The organism is Sphingobium sp. LMC3-1-1.1, assembly GCF_040676285.1.
GTDB lineage: Bacteria > Pseudomonadota > Alphaproteobacteria > Sphingomonadales > Sphingomonadaceae > Sphingobium.
The window spans coordinates 212,208-231,084 of sequence record NZ_JBEGHQ010000023.1; the positions used below are offsets into that span (position 1 = coordinate 212,208).

17 protein-coding genes and 2 pseudogenes are annotated in these 18,877 nt (G+C 58.8%); 4 read left to right on the forward strand and 15 right to left on the reverse strand.

The annotated features are described in order from the left end of the window. Window positions 1–77: 77 nt before the first annotated feature. Together MRBLMC3_RS14305 and MRBLMC3_RS14310 are read right to left on the reverse strand one after the other, a co-directional pair. Complete coding sequence (locus tag MRBLMC3_RS14305) at window positions 78–3,080, reverse strand: TonB-dependent receptor plug domain-containing protein (protein ID WP_363829814.1); 3,003 nt, start codon at window positions 3,078–3,080, stop codon at window positions 78–80. 263 nt (window positions 3,081–3,343) lie between these two features. Continuing rightward, window positions 3,344–4,075, reverse strand: coding sequence for a hypothetical protein (locus MRBLMC3_RS14310; protein WP_363829817.1), 732 nt, complete (start codon window positions 4,073–4,075; stop codon window positions 3,344–3,346). On the opposite strand from MRBLMC3_RS14310, the gene MRBLMC3_RS14315 reads away from it, so the two are divergent. Together MRBLMC3_RS14315 and MRBLMC3_RS14320 are read left to right on the forward strand one after the other, a co-directional pair. Then, window positions 4,068–4,409 carry a hypothetical protein gene (locus MRBLMC3_RS14315; protein WP_363829819.1) on the forward strand — a complete coding sequence of 114 codons (342 nt, stop codon included), beginning with the start codon at window positions 4,068–4,070 and terminating at the stop codon, window positions 4,407–4,409. The genes MRBLMC3_RS14310 and MRBLMC3_RS14315 overlap by 8 nt on opposite strands. 267 nt (window positions 4,410–4,676) lie before the next feature. Further along, the gene (locus MRBLMC3_RS14320) at window positions 4,677–5,693 is read left to right on the forward strand and encodes a cation diffusion facilitator family transporter (RefSeq protein ID WP_363737272.1); all 1,017 of its coding nucleotides are present in this window, start codon (window positions 4,677–4,679) and stop codon (window positions 5,691–5,693) included. A 53-nt stretch (window positions 5,694–5,746) separates the two neighbouring features. Here MRBLMC3_RS14320 and MRBLMC3_RS14325 read toward each other — a convergent pair whose 3' ends face one another. The 7 genes from MRBLMC3_RS14325 to MRBLMC3_RS14355 all read right to left on the reverse strand — a co-directional run bounded on the left by MRBLMC3_RS14325 (window position 5,747) and on the right by MRBLMC3_RS14355 (window position 8,716). Then, a complete protein-coding gene (locus MRBLMC3_RS14325) occupies window positions 5,747–6,361 on the reverse strand; it encodes a DUF1003 domain-containing protein (RefSeq protein ID WP_363737271.1) in 615 nt (204 codons plus the stop codon). Further along, on the reverse strand, window positions 6,358–6,537 hold the full coding sequence (locus tag MRBLMC3_RS14330; protein WP_363737270.1) for a hypothetical protein: 180 nt from the start codon (window positions 6,535–6,537) through the stop codon (window positions 6,358–6,360). Before MRBLMC3_RS14330 ends, MRBLMC3_RS14325 begins: the two co-directional genes overlap by 4 nt. Before the next feature lie 19 nt (window positions 6,538–6,556). Beyond that, complete coding sequence (locus MRBLMC3_RS14335; protein WP_363737445.1) at window positions 6,557–6,679, reverse strand: entericidin A/B family lipoprotein; 123 nt, start codon at window positions 6,677–6,679, stop codon at window positions 6,557–6,559. A gap of 72 nt (window positions 6,680–6,751) precedes the next feature. Continuing rightward, window positions 6,752–7,534, reverse strand: a complete 783-nt coding sequence (locus MRBLMC3_RS14340) for an SH3 domain-containing protein (RefSeq protein ID WP_363829821.1) — start codon at window positions 7,532–7,534, stop codon at window positions 6,752–6,754. Window positions 7,535–7,616: 82 nt separating this feature from the next. After that, on the reverse strand, window positions 7,617–7,781 hold the full coding sequence (locus MRBLMC3_RS14345; RefSeq protein ID WP_363737268.1) for a DUF3309 family protein: 165 nt from the start codon (window positions 7,779–7,781) through the stop codon (window positions 7,617–7,619). A gap of 72 nt (window positions 7,782–7,853) precedes the next feature. Continuing rightward, complete coding sequence (locus MRBLMC3_RS14350) at window positions 7,854–8,252, reverse strand: glycine zipper 2TM domain-containing protein (RefSeq protein WP_363829823.1); 399 nt, start codon at window positions 8,250–8,252, stop codon at window positions 7,854–7,856. Window positions 8,253–8,356: 104 nt separating this feature from the next. Then, the gene (locus MRBLMC3_RS14355) at window positions 8,357–8,716 is read right to left on the reverse strand and encodes a response regulator (protein ID WP_363737266.1); all 360 of its coding nucleotides are present in this window, start codon (window positions 8,714–8,716) and stop codon (window positions 8,357–8,359) included. A gap of 329 nt (window positions 8,717–9,045) precedes the next feature. Here MRBLMC3_RS14355 and MRBLMC3_RS14360 point away from each other — a divergent pair, with 329 nt between their 5' ends. Further along, the gene (locus MRBLMC3_RS14360; protein WP_363829826.1) at window positions 9,046–13,329 is read left to right on the forward strand and encodes a chemotaxis protein CheB; all 4,284 of its coding nucleotides are present in this window, start codon (window positions 9,046–9,048) and stop codon (window positions 13,327–13,329) included. Here the strand turns inward: MRBLMC3_RS14360 and MRBLMC3_RS14365 are convergent. Then, window positions 13,253–13,990, reverse strand: a complete 738-nt coding sequence (locus MRBLMC3_RS14365; protein WP_363829829.1) for an AraC family transcriptional regulator — start codon at window positions 13,988–13,990, stop codon at window positions 13,253–13,255. The two genes, MRBLMC3_RS14360 and MRBLMC3_RS14365, sit on opposite strands and share 77 nt — an antisense overlap. A 520-nt stretch (window positions 13,991–14,510) precedes the next feature. Between MRBLMC3_RS14365 and MRBLMC3_RS14370 the strand changes: the two genes are divergently transcribed. Beyond that, the gene (locus tag MRBLMC3_RS14370) at window positions 14,511–14,753 is read left to right on the forward strand and encodes a hypothetical protein (protein ID WP_363829832.1); all 243 of its coding nucleotides are present in this window, start codon (window positions 14,511–14,513) and stop codon (window positions 14,751–14,753) included. A gap of 218 nt (window positions 14,754–14,971) precedes the next feature. Here the strand turns inward: MRBLMC3_RS14370 and MRBLMC3_RS14375 are convergent, their stop codons facing one another. From MRBLMC3_RS14375 to MRBLMC3_RS14400, 5 genes and pseudogenes are all read right to left on the reverse strand, one after another. Beyond that, window positions 14,972–15,265 carry a hypothetical protein gene (locus tag MRBLMC3_RS14375; protein ID WP_363737261.1) on the reverse strand — a complete coding sequence of 98 codons (294 nt, stop codon included), beginning with the start codon at window positions 15,263–15,265 and terminating at the stop codon, window positions 14,972–14,974. Window positions 15,266–15,272: 7 nt separating this feature from the next. After that, window positions 15,273–15,602, reverse strand: a complete 330-nt coding sequence (locus tag MRBLMC3_RS14380) for a hypothetical protein (protein WP_363737260.1) — start codon at window positions 15,600–15,602, stop codon at window positions 15,273–15,275. Window positions 15,603–15,839: 237 nt separating this feature from the next. Next, window positions 15,840–16,067 (reverse strand): hypothetical protein, encoded by a 228-nt coding sequence (locus MRBLMC3_RS14385; protein WP_363737259.1) that lies wholly within the window; start codon window positions 16,065–16,067, stop codon window positions 15,840–15,842. A gap of 60 nt (window positions 16,068–16,127) precedes the next feature. Further along, window positions 16,128–18,451, reverse strand: a pseudogene (locus MRBLMC3_RS23015) (IS3 family transposase). Between the two features lie 164 nt (window positions 18,452–18,615). Beyond that, window positions 18,616–18,864: pseudogene (locus MRBLMC3_RS14400) on the reverse strand (transposase); the annotation flags it as partial. Window positions 18,865–18,877 lie beyond the last annotated feature (13 nt).

Here is an 18,877-nt window from a genome sequence, read left to right on the forward strand (position 1 = left end):
GGCCCTAAGTTGGCGCCATGGCGTCCGATCCTGAAAATCTGAAGAACGCTAAAGGCCAGACCGCTGCCCGTCCTCGGTCAGAACAGCCGGTCGGTCTGCACCTTAAAGCCTGCGTAGACGAACCGTCCGACACCCGAAATCGGGTAGCTCAGTTGACCGATATCCGGCGTCTGGTCGGTCAAATTGTTGACGCCTGCGTAGAACTGAAACCGGTCGTTGACGTCATAGGCAAGGCGAAGGTCGTGTTGCTTGAGTTCCTTGTACCAGACATATTTGGGGTCCACGAGGTCCGGATTGGCCGCCAGTTGCTCGGTCGTGTAGCGGCGTGTCTTGCTGAAATAGTTGAACGAATAATTGGCCGTGAACCCCTTGAGCTTCCAGACGAGGTCCAGCGTTCCGCGCCAGCGCGGGTTGTAGGATTCGAGAATATCGTCATCCACATCAGCGCCGATAGAAGGCACCTCGGTTTTCTTGTCGAGATAGCCGCCGACAAGGCTGACGGCGAAGGAGCCCAGATTGCCCGCTGGAGTGAAGGCATAGCGAACGGAGAAATCGGCGCCCGCCGTTCTGATCGCTGCGACGTTTTGCGGCCGGACATTGAAGCCGATCCGCCGCTGGATATCGTCGCCATCGCCCAGGACGAAGCCGGTGCCCGTGTCGCGGAAGATGTTCTCGCAGAACACATTGTCGACCGTTGGCTGATCGACGCACAGTTCGGCGAGCTCGGTAGCCGTCGGTGTGTTGACCGCATCCTTGATCTTGATGTCGTACCAGTCGAACGTCAGCGTCAGCCCTGGAATGAAGCGCGGCTGGAGGACGACGCCCGCAGTCCAGGACTTGGCCGTTTCTTCCGTCAGGTCGGGATTCCCACCGGTCGTGCCGCGCCGTGATGTGGTGGCCTGCGGATCGGTTGTCGGACTGAAGGCGGCGATTTCTGCTGGTGACAACCCCAACCCCGACAGGATGGTGGTGCAATTGGCCTGCCGATATTGTGTGCCGTCATTTATGCGGCGAAAATCGCAGGGATCATCGACAAAATCGAATGTTCCGGTAGCAGGTTGGAACAGTTCGCCGATGTTGGGCGCACGCACCGCCTGCGAGTAGGAACCCCGGAAACGGATATCGCGTATCGGGGCATAGATGCCGTCGACCTTCCATGTCGTCGTTTTGCCGACCGTGCTGTAGTCGGAAAAGCGGATGGCTCCGCCAACCGAGAGCAGTTCGGCAAAGCGCATGTTGGACAGGATCGGAGCGTTCACTTCGGCGAAGAACTCCTTCACATTGAACTTGCCGCTGCTAGGGGACAAGGCCGCCGTGTCGCGGAAATCGCCATTCTGGATCAGCAGGTCGGGCGTATCGGAGCTTTTCTCGCGCCGATATTCCCCGCCCAGGGCAAAGCCGAAGGAGCCGCCGCCGGGGAAGGTGAAGGCAGAGTCGAGATTGCCCGAAATCGAACCGGTAAGGACCTCCTGAGTGATCTTCGATCGGCTAAGATTGTCCGCCAGCACGAAATCGAGCGCCTCCTGCGACGCCACGCCGTTACCCAGGATGTTGAGGGGACGGCAGGCGCTGCCGGCGCCCGGCGAGAAGGTGGTGGCCGGCCCGCCGAAATTGTCGGGATCGATCACGCCGTCATATTCGAGCGTCGACCGGCAGACGATCTGACCCGTCGTCGGATCGCGGACCGCGTCCAGTGCGGCATAGTAGCGATCACCGATCAGATTTGCCGTCTGGCGGTTCCGTACTTTCGTCTGACCGTAAATGTAGGAAATATCATATTTGAGGTTGCTGCCCAGATCCCCGTCGAAGCCGGCAACGAAGCGCATCGTCTTGCGCTTTACGGTTTCACCGCGAATGCCGAAATCGAAATTGTCGCGCGAGACATAGGCGCCGTCTGGCGCTGCACCGGCGCCAAAGCGATCGACCAGATAAGCGTTGTCGGGCTGGAGATAAGTGAAAAAGTCAAAGCTGGGCTGTCCGACCGAATAGGCCTGCGTCGCGGCATATTTGCCTTCCGCGTAGAAGCGGATGGCCGACGAGAATTCATAGCTGGTCAACATGTTGAAAACATGCCGCTCGGTTTTGGGCTGCAGGTCGCCGAAATAGCCTGCGACCGGCGTGTTGGATCCGCCAACGGCGCGAGCGTTGCCGCCGATCAACGGGATGCCGCGATCATAAGGCAAACCGCTGCCCGTGAAGTCGGGAATGCCGTCGAGATCGATATCGACGGCGCCATCAGGTGCGCTGTCTGCCCATGTGAGATTGCGGTAGAGAATGCGATCAGGGACGCTCGGATCGTCGCCCAGATCGTCCTGATTCTGGAGGATTTCGCCATAGCGGGCGGGATCGCCCGAAAAGCTCCGCTTGAAGGGGCTGAGGCGGTCTGACTTGTTATATTCGTAAGCGAAAGCGATGTTGCCGCGATCTTCGCTGAAATTCTGGCCAGCCGTCAGGCTGAAATAGCGGTTCGCAGCATCCCCCTTTGAGGAGATGCCTGACTGGCCCCGGACGGAAAGCCCTTCGAAGTTGCGCTTAAGGATAAAGTTGACCACGCCCGACACGCCGTCTGCCCCGTATATTGCGGAGGCGCCGCCCGTGAGCACGTCGACCCTGTCGATCAGATCTTGTGGAATGGAGTTTATGTCAACCGCCGCGGAATTTGCGATTCCGGCGACATGACGCTTGCCGTTCACCAAGACGAGCGTGCGATCAGTGCCCAGGTTGCGCAGGTTGAGCAGGTTTACGCCTGTCTCGCCGAAGCCCGCATCCGCGCCGCCTGCGAGCGAACTGCCGGTCGACGCCGACAAGGCCGGATTGCGTAGCAGGACGTCGGTGATGTTGGTGCGGCCGGTCTGCTCAATCTGCTCTGCGGTGACGGCGACAATGGGATTGGCGACATCGAGTTCGGGCCGCACGATGCGGGAACCCGTCACGATAATCGTTTCTCCGGCTTCCACGGTGCCTTGCTCATTTTGAGGCGCCTGTTCCTGCGCATGCAGTGACGCCTGCATCAAAGCGACCCCGGCTAGAGCCGTGGCTGCACCCGCGCGCAGACGCGCGGTCTTCAAAATTCTGTTCATGCTCCAGTCCCCTTGCTCTGGAAATAGGCGCCCCCCGCCCACTATCCCGCCCCAACCGAACCCTTGCGGAATGCGATGGTCAGGTTAATTCCCCGAGCAAAGCTGTAAAGTATAAACTATTGTGATTTAAGAAATTTTCAAACAAGCTGTTACGCAAATGACACAGGCTTGATATAACTTCGTGGCAGGAACCGATCCGAGATATTCGTGGCCTTTTGAAGCGTGTACGACACGGAAGGCTTTGGCGGATTAGCGGTCATCCTTTATGTGCAGTGCAATGGTGCATAATTGTTGTTTGAAACATTCGAACTTGAATAGATGTGTGAATGAATTCTAGCCCAGTGTGGCTGCCGATGGGTGCGGCCTATGGTGCCGCTTCTCGCTCTGTCTAAATGCACGCAAATTTTTTCTGCATAGGGAGCGAGAAGGTCGCCACGTGGCACGTCCCCGGTCTCGTCTGCATGTTCCTCAAACCATTCCGACAGCCATTTCTTGATTGCCCTGATCGCCGCTGCCCGGTTGCTCATGTCCAGCGCGCTCAGTCGAGCGTCGCCGATCAGAGATATAAGAGCGTCGCTATAGGCATATTTCGCGTTCCGGCCTGGACCACCGGCCCGCTTGGGTTTGATGCCGAGTTCCTTGATAACCTCGTCGGGGTCTTTCTCGATCTTGATCGCGCCGGAAATCCGGTTCCCGCCCGGCGAGACGCAAAGCGCCCGGACGGCGGCAAATTCCGACAGAAGCAGGACTCGTAAATTTCCGAAGAAATAACGGCGCCCCAGATAGATCGGGGTGCCACTCCAGTTGCGGTAGTAGGCCCTTGGTGCGCTTTCGCGCTGGAGATAGGCAAAGAGCTTTTCAAGCGCTTCCCGCGTCTCGTCGGTGGCGTTCGCGTAGATTGGCTCTCGTGGCTTCCGCAGCCTGCCGGTCTCGTATTGGAAACGACGCCAGAGCCACGCCATGATCAGCGGAATGAGGCAGGCTGCGATGGCCATGTTCAAAAAGGTCTCGGCAACCGCTTTGGATGTCAGCGGGCCTCGCGAGGCCCCCAAGGTAGGCCCCCATCGTCTGCGGTCACAGGCAAATAGAGGCAGTCGCTGCCAATCAGCGATTACCTGTAAACTAGCGGAAATCATGGGTTTTTTCAATTATCAGCGAGCATTGGCTGACAGCAATCTGGAGGCCGAGCCGGAATCGAATTACTTAAATAAGATAATGAAAAATAAACAAAATTTCACTTGTATGACAAATGAATCCATCAATCGGTCCATCATCGCTGGAATCAAAATGGGTTCGATTCTCAAACGCGGAAACACAGACCAAAAATAAGGCCGATTCGTCGGCCCTATTTCTACCGAATCATGCTTCAAATGTCATTGTCGAGGGTAAGCGCTCACGGCAGGGATGTCGGACATTTCGGAATGACGGTTACGGAACTAGGCCGCAAGAATTTGCCGTTCGCTTGTGCGCAGGCCGGTTATACAATTTGCCAACGCCGGGTCTGCCTTCACGCCTGTTCTCTCTTTGAGGCAGGTACTGGTCTGAAGGTACACGCGCTGAGAATCACGACGTGCAAGGCCGTATATGGTAACAAGAATGAGCAATATTCTGAGAATGACCGCTATGGCAGGTGGGATGAATTCAGAAACAAAGATTCTCGTAATCGCACTCGTTGCGAACGGAGGAATCTCAATCGCCAAGTTCACAGCGGCAGCGATTACGGGATCGTCCGCGATGTTGACCGAGGGTGTGCATAGCCTCGTCGATTCGGGCAATGAGTTATTATTGATCTATGGCCAGAAGCAGGCAGCCAAGCCTCCGGACGCTGCTCATCCTGGAGGCTACGGCCGCGAATTTTATTTCTGGAGCTTTGTCGTGGCGCTCCTTGTCTTTGCGCTCGGCGCGGGTGTGGCGATCTATGAAGGAATCGTTCACCTACTGGCCCCCGAACCAGCTGTCTCACCGCTCATAGCTTACACAGTTTTGGCAATAGCCTTTTTTCTGGAAGGAGCCTCGACCGCAGCAGCGTTTCGCCGGTTCGACGCGGCTCGGGGCGACAAGCGTTGGTGGCAGGCGCTTACTTCTACCAAGGATGCGGCGACCGTCATCATTTTGTTGGAAAATGGTGCAGCAATGGTCGGTGTTGTTATCGCCGCGATTGGGCTTGGCCTTTCCCAGGCGACCGGTGAACCACGGTTTGACGGTGTTGCGTCGATCCTGATCGGCCTCCTGCTCGGGGCCGTGGCTATCTTTTTGGCCAGGGAAGCGAAAGGCCTACTTATCGGTGAAGCGGCCGATCCTGAACTTATCGCCGGCATTCGCCGCGCCGCGACCCGGGAAGGCGTGATGGGTATCGGCGAGATCGTCACCGTCCACAACGGACCGACCGAAATCATTGCCACTGTAAATGTCGATTTCGATAATCGGATTTCGGCGGGAGATGTCGAGCGTATCATCAGGGAGATCGAGCAGATATTGCGAACAGACTTTCCCAGCATCTATCGTGTCTATATCCGGCCACACGAAGATGCCGGGGTCAAATTCGGTGTAACACGGGGATTGGTAAAGCCGGGGCAATCGTTCGATCAGATATCCCATCCAGACGTAGGATAGGCATCCTCATACTCCTGGGGTTGACGTCATCAACGTCGGAAGGCTGTCGAGCTTCATGAGACGACTGGAGCGCGCTCCATTGGCCTGAATTGAACAAGCTGTTCAAGCAATTCACCCTGGCTCCTTAGCAACATTTCCAATCGGTCGATCCGCAGAGCATCGAGCTTTTCGTGCAAGGCCATGATCTCCAGTTCAGCCTTAAGATTGATTTCATAATCGAGGCCGGCCGAAATCCGATCGCGTGCAGCCTGGCGGTTCTGCGACATCAGGATGATAGGTGCCTGCAGCGCGGCGATCATCGAGAGAATCAGGTTCAGGAAAATGAAAGGATATGGGTCGAGCGCTGGACCGAAATATATCAGCACCAGCGTGTTGAGTCCGACCCATGCAACCAGCGCCACCACGAAAATGATGATGAAGGTCCAGGAACCCCCAAAGCGCGCGACCCGGTCCGCGATATGGTCGCCAATGGTCTGGTCGTCGTCTACCGCACGATTGACGCTGCGCGTGACATGATGCCGGTCGACAATTGTGGAAATGACCCGCTGTTCGCGCACCGAAAGTTCGGACAGCCCTCCCTCCAGTAATCGCTGGGCAAGATCTGCAACGCGTGCGGCTGGTTTGCCTTCAGCCATGCTGCGAGCCGGTTGAACCTGAATTTCACTCATCCTATGCCACCTTGTTCATCAGCCAGCGCAACCAAATCCTGTTGCAATTCATAGGAAACGTTTCGCGATTTTTCGGGTGAAGCGGCAAGACGGCAGCTTTTTTCATCGCTTATCGCGGAGGTCAGGCCGCACTTCAGACCCTTAATCCCTCCGCTGTTCCAGCGGGCTGATTTCATAAATTCCTGTTACGCGCCGTCATTTTGCATCCTGCGCCGTTTGCTCAACAGCTCTACCCGCCGATTGCACATCCTTTCCGGCGCCTTCGACAGTGTTGCAACTCGCAACGGCGAAGCCGCCCAGCAAAATTGCAAATCGAATATAATGTGAAATTCTCACAATAAGGCTCCATATTCATTCATGAGGGTATATGCCCTTCGACGACGCGGATCGTTATTGCCGGTCATTGTGCATATTGTCGCCCTCGGCCTTCCTCCTGGCGTGCTCCTGGGCATCGTCTTGCTTCCCGGCAGCGGAGTCATTCCTTCCTTGCGCAGGGGGCGTGGCTTCCCAAGGCCGCTGATCACGATGCCGCATCGCACCGGGGCTAACGCTGGGGTGGTCGGGCGTCGGTACTGCCTGGGGGGTCGCGTCGCGGCGGTAAGGATTTACCGGCTGATCCCTGTACCCAGACCCACGCCTGTCCGGCGCCATCTGCGGACGCTGCCAGTCGCTCCCGCGCCGATACCGATCCGGGGTGGTGGGACGGGGTCCCCATTCAGGCCTGTAATTGTCGTAATAGTGACTCTCCCAACGAGAGCGATCGGAATAGAATGGACGGCTGCGATAATGATTGTCCCAATAGTCGTCGAACCGGAACGACAACACAAGGATGCTCATATAGGGCGCAACCGTGACAAACGACTGCCGTCTCCCCCGGTAATCGGCACCCAGAAAGCGGCCGGCAACCCAGCCGCGATCCGAACGGTAGCCCACATCGCACCAGCTCCAGTTGTTCAGGCAGCCGTAAATATCGACCCGGCGGTTACCGGGGATGGAGCGTATGCCAGGATAATCGGTGTCCGGCCCGGCCCACATACTGACCTGCCTCAAGGTATAGCCGGCCGATGTCCGATCATGCCGCGACCATCCTGATTGGGCTTGGGCCGCAGGAGCGAGCGACACCAGCGGTATGGTCAGTGCGGCTACTGACGCCATGAGAATGAATGCGCGCATGAAAAATATCCTTTGATGCTGTTCTATTATCATCAATGAAGCTGAAGCCCCCTCGCGCTTGCGAGCGCGCCGGGAACTATATTCACAGCCGACCGGTCAGAAACAGCAGCGCAACGATGATCAGAATAACGCCGATCACCCCAACTCCGCCGTGACCATAGCCATAGCCATAGCCGCCAAAGCGGCCACTGAAACCGCCCAGCAATAGGATGACGAGGATGATGATGAGGATGATACCGATGGACATAACCTATCTCCTGCCGATCCATCCCCTCACTGCGGATGGATCGGCAATGTTCGATCCCATGCCGTTGCTGCTTCAGCGGCAACGGGTATCGCGATCAATCTCGCGGCCCGCAAGCGCCCCCGCGCCGGCGCCAAAGATTGTACCGAGCGTTTCCGATCCGCCGGGCGCGATCATGTTACCGAGCACGCCGCCCGCAATGGCGCCGATGACCAGGCCTGTGCTGCCGTCCGAACGGCGGCAATAATAGCGCCCGTCCTGACCGCGATAGATGCGGTCATTTTGCGTCAGGCGGCGCTCGCCGTAGCGACGGTCCTCACGATAATATCGATCGGCATAATATCCGCTATAATTCGGGTCTGGCCGGTTATAGTCATATTGTCGCCATTGTGCGTACGGACGACGATTATTGCCGTCGTTCATACAGCCCGTAAGCATGACCGCGGCCATTGCACCTGCTATGAAGATACGCATAGTTTCTCTCCAGCCATGATTGCTATTAATCATTAGGGATGATCATATACGGCTTAAGGATGTATTTTGAGGATCGGAAACTACTCATTTGGTCGAGTGAAGGATCAGTCCGATGACTGGCTGGAAAGTTCGATGGCACTGATGAGTTCATGAAGTTTGAATGGCTTGCGCAGGATGACCGCACCTGGCGCCAATTCCTGCACCTGATAGGGATCGCCCGTCATGAATATATGCGGCACGAAGCCCCCGAGGAGGATTTGAGCGACAGCTGAGATGCCGCTGCTTTCATACAGGTTGGCATCGACGATCATCAGATCGGGCCTGCATCGAACGGCGGCGGCCACCGCTTCCGCTTCGGTCTCGGCAAATGCGCAGACGGTGTGTCCCAGGCCGCTTAGCAGATCTGCAAGGGACATTGCGATGACCGCATCGTCTTCCACGAGCAATATCTGAAGCGGCTTCATGATGCGGCATACTCCCATGCGTCGCCTTTTCCAAGCGTGCACCTCTGGACGATCTTCGATTCTGACCGGCGCTGTGCGCCCAAGAGCGGTCCGGCGAGGGGCTTGCCCATGACCATAGCAGAGCCGTCACCAGACCGATCAGGGTCGGAAATTACTCAAATCTCGCATATGCCATATCGTTTGGGCGTAATGGGTTGCGCTGGCCGACATGCTATAATCCGATCCATGGCAGCATTTACTCCCGAGTCGGGTGTCGGCCAACGACACCGCGGCATCTCGGTCGAAGGGCATGCGACTCCGTCAGCCGCCGAACGACCTTGCCAGCGCACATGATGCAGCGGAGCCCCTCTTTTCCCATCATCGCCATAGGGGCTTCGGCCGGTGGGCTCGAAGCCGCCACCAAACTCGTCGCCGGATTACCCGCCCATTCCGGCATGGCCTTCATTCTGGTCCAGCATCTAGCCCCGACGCATGAGAGCATGATGGTAGAACTGCTCGCCGAACATAGCGCCATGAACGTCGTCCAGGCGAGCGACGGTGCGCTGCTTGAGCCCGATTGCCTCTATGTCATTCCGCCCGGGCGCTATCTGTCGGTACGCTCCGGCGCGCTGCATCTGTCTTTGCCCCAGGCTCGGCACGGCGCGCGTCTTCCCTTCGATTTCCTGATCAAATCGCTGGCGCAGGATTGCGGTTCACGCACTGCCTGCCTGATCCTTTCCGGCACAGGCGCGGACGGAAGCCTCGGCGTGCCTGCACTCAAGGAAAAGGGCGGCTTCATCATCGCGCAGGACCCTGACGAAGCGGACTATGACGGTATGCCGCGCAGCGCCATTCTCACCGGCAAGGTCGACGCGGTGCTTCCTGTGGGCCGGATGCCGGAAGCACTTGCGAAATTCGGTAAGCATGTCGCTGCTTTGCCCGATCGGCCTGAATCGACCGGCTTGCCCGATGTCATCGACTTTCTCCGGCAGACGACCGCGCATGATTTCCGGCTGTACAAGCGTGGCACGCTGGAAAGGCGGATCGAAAGACGGATCGGCCTTGCCCCGATCGAGGCGAAGAATATGCACAGCTATTTGCAGCTGTTGCGGAATGACCCGCGGGAGCGCGATCAGCTCGCCAAGGACCTGCTCATCAACGTCACCCGCTTCTTTCGGGATCCGCAGGTCTTCACGACCCTGGGCAAAACGATCATTCCAGACCTCATTGGGGGATTGAAAGAGCATCGGGCGCTGCGGATATGGGTGCCGGGTTGCAGCACGGGCGAGGAAGCCTATTCCATTGCGATGGTTTGCCGTGACGCCATCACGGCCGCCAGGCGCGATATCAAGCTCCAGCTATTTGCGTCCGACGTTGAGCCCGATGCCATCGCTGCCGCCCGCGAAGCCCTTTATCCCGGAACCATTTCGGAGGATGTTTCGCCCGACCGTTTGGCCCGATTTTTCAGGAAGGAGGATGGCGGCGGCTATCGCGTCGTTGCCGACCTGCGGGGCGACGTCATATTCACGGTCCAGAATCTGCTGGCGGACCCGCCTTTTTCGCGGATCGACCTGATATCGTGCCGGAACCTGCTGATCTATCTGAACCCCGAAGCGCAGTCGAAGGCCGTCGCGCTGTTTCATTTCGCCCTGCGCGAACAGGGGATATTGCTCCTCGGCCCTTCGGATGCCGCCGGTAATATCGACGACCGCTTCGAACTGATCGCGAAGACCGAGAAAATCTATCGGCATATCACGCGGAGCCGGCCCGGCGATCCGGGCTTTCCGTTGAGTTTCGACGAGAGCATTCCCACATTGGCCGCGTCAACCGGAACGCAACCGCCGGCGCGTCAGGCGACGCTTGCCGATCTGTGTCGTCAGGCCGTGCTCAGAACGCATGCGCCGGCCGCCGTGCTGGTCAATCGTCAGCGCCAGTGCCTCTATTCGCTTGGCCCCACGGACCGATATCTGCGCGTAGCGCCCGGTTACCCCTCGCACGACCTGCTCGCGATGGCGACCCCTGCCTTGCGGACGAAGCTGAGGCTCGCGATCGAACAGGCCGGGAAGGACAGGCCGCAGGTCAGCGCCGGACGCAGCCGGCTGAACCGCGATGGCGCGACGATCTGGTTTGACATCGATGTCCGGTTTCTGACGCATGAGGGAGAGGAGCTGTTGCTCGTCTGCTTCATCGAAGAGACTGGCCGGGAACGCATGCCGGGTTCCATCCTGGCGCGTGTCGACCGGTCCCGGATCGCCGATCTGGAACGCGAACTGGAAGAAACCCAGGACGAATTGCAGAATGCGCTGCAGAATCTGGAAATGTCGACCCAGGAACAGAAAGCCATCAATGAGGAGGCCTTGTCCGTCAACGAGGAGTTCCAGTCGACCAACGAAGAATTGCTGACATCCAAGGAAGAGTTGCAATCCCTCAACGAGGAGTTGAAGGCACTGAACTCGCAGCTCCAGGAAACACTTGATCGCCAGCGGACGACCGCCGACGATTTGCAGAACGTGCTCTACAGCACGAATGTGGCGACGCTGTTCCTTGACCGTGAACTCAGCATCCGCTTTTTCACGCCCGCAACCAGATCCATTTTCAACGTCATACCTGGCGACATTGGCCGGCCGCTCGCCGACCTCCATTCGCTCGCGACGGATGAAGATCTGCTCACCGATGCCCAGGCGGTCCTGGCGGGCAAGGATGCCATTGAACGCGAAATCGGCGCGAAGAACGGTGTCTGGTTCGTGCGGCGCATTCTTCCCTATCTTGCCCATGACAATCGGGTCGAAGGCGTCGTCATTACCTTCGTCGATATCACCGAGCGCAAGCTGGCCGTATCGGCCGTGGACGCGGCGAGGCAGGAAGCTGAACGGGCGAACCTGGCCAAATCGAGCTTTCTGGCGGCGGCAAGCCACGACCTGCGGCAGCCGCTGCAATCGCTGACGCTGCTACAGGCGCTTCTGGCGCAGCTGGTCGAAGGCGAGGATGCTCAGAAACTAATCGCCCGGTTCGATCAGACGGTCGGCGCGATGTCGGGCATGCTCAACGCTTTGCTCGACATCAACCAGATCGAAGCGGGTGTGATCACGGCGCGGCCCGTGGCCTTCCCGATCAGGGATTTGCTCGACCGGCTGCAGAATGAATTCACCTATCTGGCCCAGGCGAGGCATTTGTCTCTGCATGTCCGGCCAAGCTCTGCGATAGTCGAAAGCGATCCGCGCCTGCTGGAACAGATGCTGCGTAATCTGCTTGCCAACGCCATAAAATATACCAAGCGGGGCCGCATAGTGCTGGGCTGCCGACGCAGCGGCGACGGGCTGCGCATCGAAGTCTGGGACAGCGGGATCGGTATCCCGGAAGACCAGCTTCATGCGATCTTCGATGAATTTCATCAGGTCGACAACGCCGCGCGCGAACGCAGCCTTGGTCTTGGCCTCGGCCTGTCGATCGTCCAGCGCCTCGGGGCATTGCTGGATCATGAAGTGCGCGTCCGGTCGGCCCCCGGCAGAGGGTCGGTTTTTTCCATCGGCGTCAGGCGAGGCAGCGGCGGCTCCCGCCCGGCGCTCGTTGCCGAACGGGGCGAGCATGATGCCGGAAAAACGGCCCGCTCAGGTTGCGAGATCATCCTTGTTGAAGATGATCCCGACGTCCTTGACCTGCTCGCGCAACTGCTCAAGGCTGAAGGGCATATCGTCAGGATCGCGCCGGACGGAAAGACTGCCGTGAAGCTCGTATCGGGTGGAGCGATCCGGCCGGATATCATCCTGGCCGACTATAATCTTCCGGGCGGCATGAACGGCCTGCAACTGCTGGCGAAGCTCCGCAATCTGCTTAATCATCCCGTGCCCGGCATCATCCTGACCGGCGACATATCGACGGCTTCCCTTGCGGAGATCGCGCTTCAGGATTGTGTGCAACTGAGCAAGCCGGTACAGCCCCGCGAACTTGCCGCGGCGATGGAGCGGCTCTTGCCGGACAGTGCGCCGCATGGCGCCCCGATGGATGGGGCGTCGGGCGCCGGTCCGGTGCCCACCGTGTTCGTCGTGGATGACGACCCGGAAATTTGTGCGTCCCTTCGCGACGTACTGGAAGCCGACGGCAGCCATGTCGAGGCTTTTGGAAGCCCGGAGGCGTTTCTCGCCGGATATCTGCCGGGGGGCGAGGGATGCCTGCTGATCGACGCCAACCTGCCCGGCATGAGCGGCATCGCACTTTTGGAAGCGCTTCGGGACAGGGGCGACCGATTGCCGGCGATCATCATCACGGGCAGCGGCGAAATCGGGCTGGCGGTTCAGGCGATGAAAGCGGGTGCCTGCGATTTCATCGAAAAGCCGGTCGGACGCGCGGCACTGCTCGCCAGCATTGGCGGTGCGCTCGAACAATCTCATGATGCCGGTAAATCGTCCGGGGTCCAGGAAGCCGCCTCACGCCGGATCGCTGCATTGACGAAGCGGCAGCATCAAATAATGGACATGGTGCTTTTGGGGCATCCCAGCAAGAATATCGCTGCGGATTTGGGCATCAGCCAGCGTACCGTAGAAAATCACCGGGCATCGATCATGCGTAAAATGGGGGCAAGGTCGCTTCCTGAACTGGCGCGTCTGGTATTTGCGTGGCCATCGGCAGTTTCCTGATCTGACTGGGCGTGCGGCCAAGGAACTGCTTGATTTCCCTGATGGAATGAGACTGGTCATAAAAACTGTCGTAGCAAAGCCCGTGCCGGTCCTGACCACCGCGCGCGATCTGCACGGCAAAGCGGAGCGCCCTATATTTGCGAGCCAGATATTGAGGGGGCGCACCATAGAGGCGATTGGTCAGCCTGCCGACTTGCCGTTCCGAGAGGCCGGTGGCGGCCCGAAGTTCGCGCACTTGCGGCGATGTCTCGCTGGCCAGCCAGTCGTCCACCGTAGCGACAAATGCCCTTATCGCCGGACGCACCTCGGCCATATTCGCTCGCAGATAATCCCAGAGCAAGATCACCGCTTCTTCCGGCTCATCAGCTGCCTTGAGTCGACTGAGAATCTCCTCATGGGCGGCGCCACCAGCACTCGCCGTCATGTCATAAAGGCGGTCAATATGCGCCGATGCATCACGGCCGGTAAGCGCAAGCCAGCCCAACGGCAGCAATGCGACCCCCAACATTTGCAGAGGCCCAGCCAACAGAAAGCGGGTCGCCCCCATGGTCGGGCCGAGCATGCAGACCATCGGCGTCGCGAAGGTGGCGGAATCGGCAAAGATATAGTGGCCGCTGCCCGACAGCATGAAGCGCAATTGGGGAAAGTCTGCGCCCATCATGCCAGTGGCATGATCTGTATCCGTCGTGACCAGATATATGCAGCCGATGTGCAATCGCAGATCGGCTGGCGGGGCGAAATAACGCAGACGGATCGAATTGGGACTGCCGGATGGATGAAAATCCTGTCTGGTCAGGATATCGGAAGCCGAGTTCCTTCCCGAACGCGATCCCTTTCGGTGCAGACCCACATTTGTCATGGCAATTCCCCCATGTTTCCGCTTCACTCGCCCCGTATTGCTGCAACCATCCGCACTTCCGAGCGCGCTTCGCCGACAATGTCGGGTTCACTGTTCGCAAAGAAGCCTCGGAAATTACTCAGCCGGTTCTGGCGACCTGAATGCGGTGATCTCGCAGCTTTTCTCCGGGCTGCAGAAATATTGGCCATGAGGATGGAATCGATGCCGTCATCCAACCGGATATATGGTATAGTGCTTCATCACTCGCTTTTGATCGCAAGCATCCTGTGACAGAGAGACATCCGCTCCCGCTTGCCTGATGGGAGCTCCTCCTATGATTACGATGCGTAAATATGAGACGAAAAATCCCCAAAGGAATGATGATTTTGTCGGGGCGGTCGCCCGCATGGCCTATGCGGGATCGATCCACGGCTATGAGAAAATCGTCGCTGCCAGGATTTGGTTGAAAGGCCATATTCGAAGAGCCGGCGACGAGGCGTGGGCTGCGGGACGAAAGGTTGAGCTCGAAGATGCCCTCGACGAATGGGAGAATGAGGGTGGCGGCCTGGTTCAGCGGGAATGCTGATCCCGGTTGCGCCGTTCCTGCTGCGAGCCGTCCATTTTGATCTTGAAGGAGCGTTCCGATGGCCAAAAGTCAGAAAAGATCGAACCGCGAAGTTCGTAAACCCAAGGCCGCAAAGCCCCGGAAGCACAATGCCTCCAGCCCTTCGCAGAAGCCGGGTACATTGAGCATCGTGACGCTGAAAAGCTGATGACGTTATCCGTGCTGGGCGGGTGCGTCTTTCAATCGTCTGCAGGGCGTTGCAGACGATTGAAATCGCTCTTGTCCGCGCCGCGCTTCATGAGGGCGCGTTCCTTTTCCTCGTCCTCCCGGTGCAATTCCAGAGCGATCGCTGCGCCTTGTGCGCTTAACATGCCCCGCTCTCCGCTTTCCTGTGCCTCCGCCTCCATGGCCTGGACCTCCCAGGCGTTGGCGGCCGCAAGCGCGATCCTGCGCACCTTCTCAAGGGGTGAGGCCGCCGCGACCTGCCGATGATACGCTGCCTGCCGCCTGCACATGGCTGAACTGTTGAGCATGGCTGACCTATCGGCTGTCGTCGGCGGGTATGTTTTGGACCCAGAGAGGAACCGAGGCCCGATTCGCGGGCGGGACCCCGGCCACTCGCGCTGCCCTTTGATCGCGCTCCCAGGCCGCATCCAGATGCTCAGGGTTGACCGGGTGACGCTCGATGGCCGCGCCATTTCTGATGCGCAGCGTTGTAGCTATCCGGCGTAAGGCCGTATGGACATTGCCCTTAAGCACCTCCTCTTCCGTTTCCACATCATAGGTGCCGGCGGGAAGAGGCGTTTCGAATTCCGGCAGTTGGAATGGCTCGGAAAATATCACCGATTTGTGGGTGGTCTGGCTGATCATGACGGCTGCTCGTTAGAGGGGCATGTAGGCGGCAAAGCGTCTGACATCGATTATCTCCCATTTGCAGGCGGGAACACGATGGTCTCTCTGTCACGACATGCCTGGGGCAAAAATCCGGGTGATCGCACATTGTAGCACAGATATGGCTCAGGGCTGCACCTAATCGAGGCGGACGGGAAAGGGCGGAAAGGAATGCCGCCGCCGGTCCTTCTTCACCACGCGACCCGCCAGCGACGCTCACGTGGCTTGCAGGTCGTCGAGGGCGCCGTTGAGGCGTTGCATATCGGCCCGGGACAGCGCTCCCCCGCGCGCAAGCTTGTCGCGAGCAGTCGTGAGCAGACATTCCAGCCGCTGTAATTTTATCAGTTCGCTTGCCGGCACAGACGGCAGGCGAGATTGTGCCTGTATCAGTGAAACCGCCAGGCCAACGCTGTTCTGGGATATATTCATGATGCCTTTTTCCATGATCCAAATGCGGCGCTTGAGGGCGCTGGCGTCAATTGTTCATGAATAGCCCCTAGTTTTCTAGACGCCTTCCGCTTTCAAAATCTTCTGCCGTTCGAACTCGACAGGCGACAGCATCCCGTTCCTGACCTGCTTTCGAACCGGGTTGTAGAACATCTCGACGTAATTGAACACGTCCTGCCGGGCTTCCTCGCGGGTTCTGTAAGTCCGGCGCCGGATGTGCTCGCGCTTGAGCGAGGAGAAGAAGCTCTCGGCCACCGCGTTGTCGTGGCAATTGCCGCGCCGGCTCATCGAGTGCTCAAGATTGTGAGCCCGGATGAACGCAGCCCAGTCCATACTGGTGAACTGCGAGCCCTGGTCCGAATGGATCAGCACCCGGTGCTTCGGCTTACGCCGCCATACCGCCATGTGCAGCGCCTGCAGCACCACATCGGTGGTCTGCCGGCTCTGCATCGACCAACCCACCACGCGGCGGGAATACAGATCGATCACGACAGCCAGATAGGCAAACCCTTCCAGGGTGCGGATGTAGGTGATGTCTGTCACCCAGGCCCGGTCTGGTGCAGCCACGTCGAACTGGCGATCGAGGGTGTTGTCGACCACCAGGGACGGCCTGCCGCCATAGCTGCCGGGCCTGCGCTTGTAGCCGATCTGCGCCCTGATGCCCGCCAGCCTGGTCAACCGGGCAACGCGGTTCGGGCAGCAGGTCTCGCCTTGATCCAGCAGGTCATCGTGCAGCTTGCGGTAGCCATAGATCTTGCCGCTGTCGTTCCAGGCCTGCCGGATCAGTTCCGTCTGCCGAGCATCTTCTCGAGCCCGCTGGCTCAGCGGGCTCTTCTGCCAGGCATAGAAACCACTGGGCTGGATGCGCAGGCATCGACACATCGACCGAACCCTGAACTGGTCACGATGCTCAGCAACGAACGCGTATCTCACTTTGCATCCCTGGCGAAATACGCGGTGGCTTCCTAAGAAACAGCCATATCAGGCTCCGGTGTCAGTTCCTGAAGCGAGAAGCCAAAGGCCTTGGCGCGGCGCTGGAGGTTGCCGATCACCCGGCTGCGATACCGCTCTTCATATTGGGTGGCGCCGGGATCATGATACGCCATCCCGAAGCGCAGGCTGTTATAAAAAAGGACAGCGATCTTTCGCGCCGTTGCGGTCACGGCTTTCGCCTTTCCCGCTCGGGCAGATAACCGCCGGTAAAACGCGCCCAGCGCGGTGTCGCTGCGGCCGATCGTGGTTGCAGCCAAGCGCAAAAGTGCCGCCGCGCGGCTCGACGATCGCCGTGTCTTTGATGACAGCAGCTTGCCGCCCGATATCTTGTTACCCGGCGCCAGGCATAGCCAGGACGTAAAATGCTTTGAACTGGGCCAAGCCGAAAGGTCGGTGCCGCACTCGCCGACGAGCTTGAGCGCCAGAGACGGTCCGATTCCATGGATCTGTGTCAGGTCCACGCCCAGCACGCGATAAAGCGCGGACCGGACCTCGAAGTCAGGCGCGTTCACCTGCCGTCTTTTAGTCCGGACTTTGGGGAGGCGGCGGATATCGTGCCCCTTGTCGATTTCGAGCGCCTTGAGCGCGACCTCCAGCTTACGATCGCATTCGAGGATTTTGGTCTGATAAAAGTCGTACAAGGCCAGCGACTGGCAGAGTGCAAAGATGTGCTCATCCCGCCAGTTTCCCGACAAGGCGGCGCAAATGGTCTCCACGGACGCGTGGCAACGGACGTCGCGCATTTCCGCCAGCGTGATGGGCGTGCGTTCGCCGGCCACAATGGCCCTGATGATCCGCATGCCCGTAACCCCGGTGATATCGGAAACGACGTGATGAAGCTGCACGTTCATCTCCATCAGCGCCTTCTGCATGTGCTGGATATGGGACGCTGCATATTCGATCAGACGCTCGCGCTGCCGGAGGTAAGAACGCATGGTCGCCACGCCCGCCTCAGGACGGAAGCTCCCTCGCAATAGCCCATAGCTGTGAAGGCGTTGCAGCCAGGCCGCATCGCTGACATCGGTCTTTCGGCCCGGGACGTTCTTGGCGTATCGGGCGTTGACGAGAATGACGTGAAAGCCGTGCTCCTCCAGCACTTCATAGGCCGGGATCCAGTAAACGCCGGTGGATTCCATCGCCACGCTGGTGACACCACTCGCCTTGAACCAACGGGCCATATCATGCAGCTCGCCGGTGAACGTGCCAAATGCCCGCACGGGATTGTCGTCCGCCTGCGGATTAATGGCCGCCAAGTGCATGGTCGAGCCGATATCGATCGCGGCGGCGCCAGGGTTGACCATGGACAAAGCGTCTGAACCTGGGGATTTTGCTCCTGTCATTCCATGTCCTCCTTCAAAGCGGAGGGTATGGGCTATGCCAACCGTCATCTTCCTAATCGGGATCGCCGCAGCACGGCGTCACCACTCTCAAGTACGCAAATGCCCATGGGCCACGTTTTTTAACGGGGTATCATGCCTCCAATAAGCGAACGGCCGCGACCCTCCTAGCCAACACCATAGCACGGCCCGTTTCTACCCTGCACAGGCGGGCTCAGCCGGGGACCGTTTTTTAATATGTCGCGCTCCTCGGTCACCCGGGCCAGCTCGCGCTTCAACTGGCGGATCTCGGCATCCTTGCCGGCATCGCTCGACACTTGCTTCGCCAGCTGCCGCTTCCACGCATACAGCGAGTGCTGACTCACGCCTAGCCGCTGCGAGACCTCGGCTACCGGATACCCGCGCTCGGTGATCTGGGCCACCGCATCACGCTTGAACTCATCGCTGAAATTGGGCTTCCCCATCATCACCTCCTGT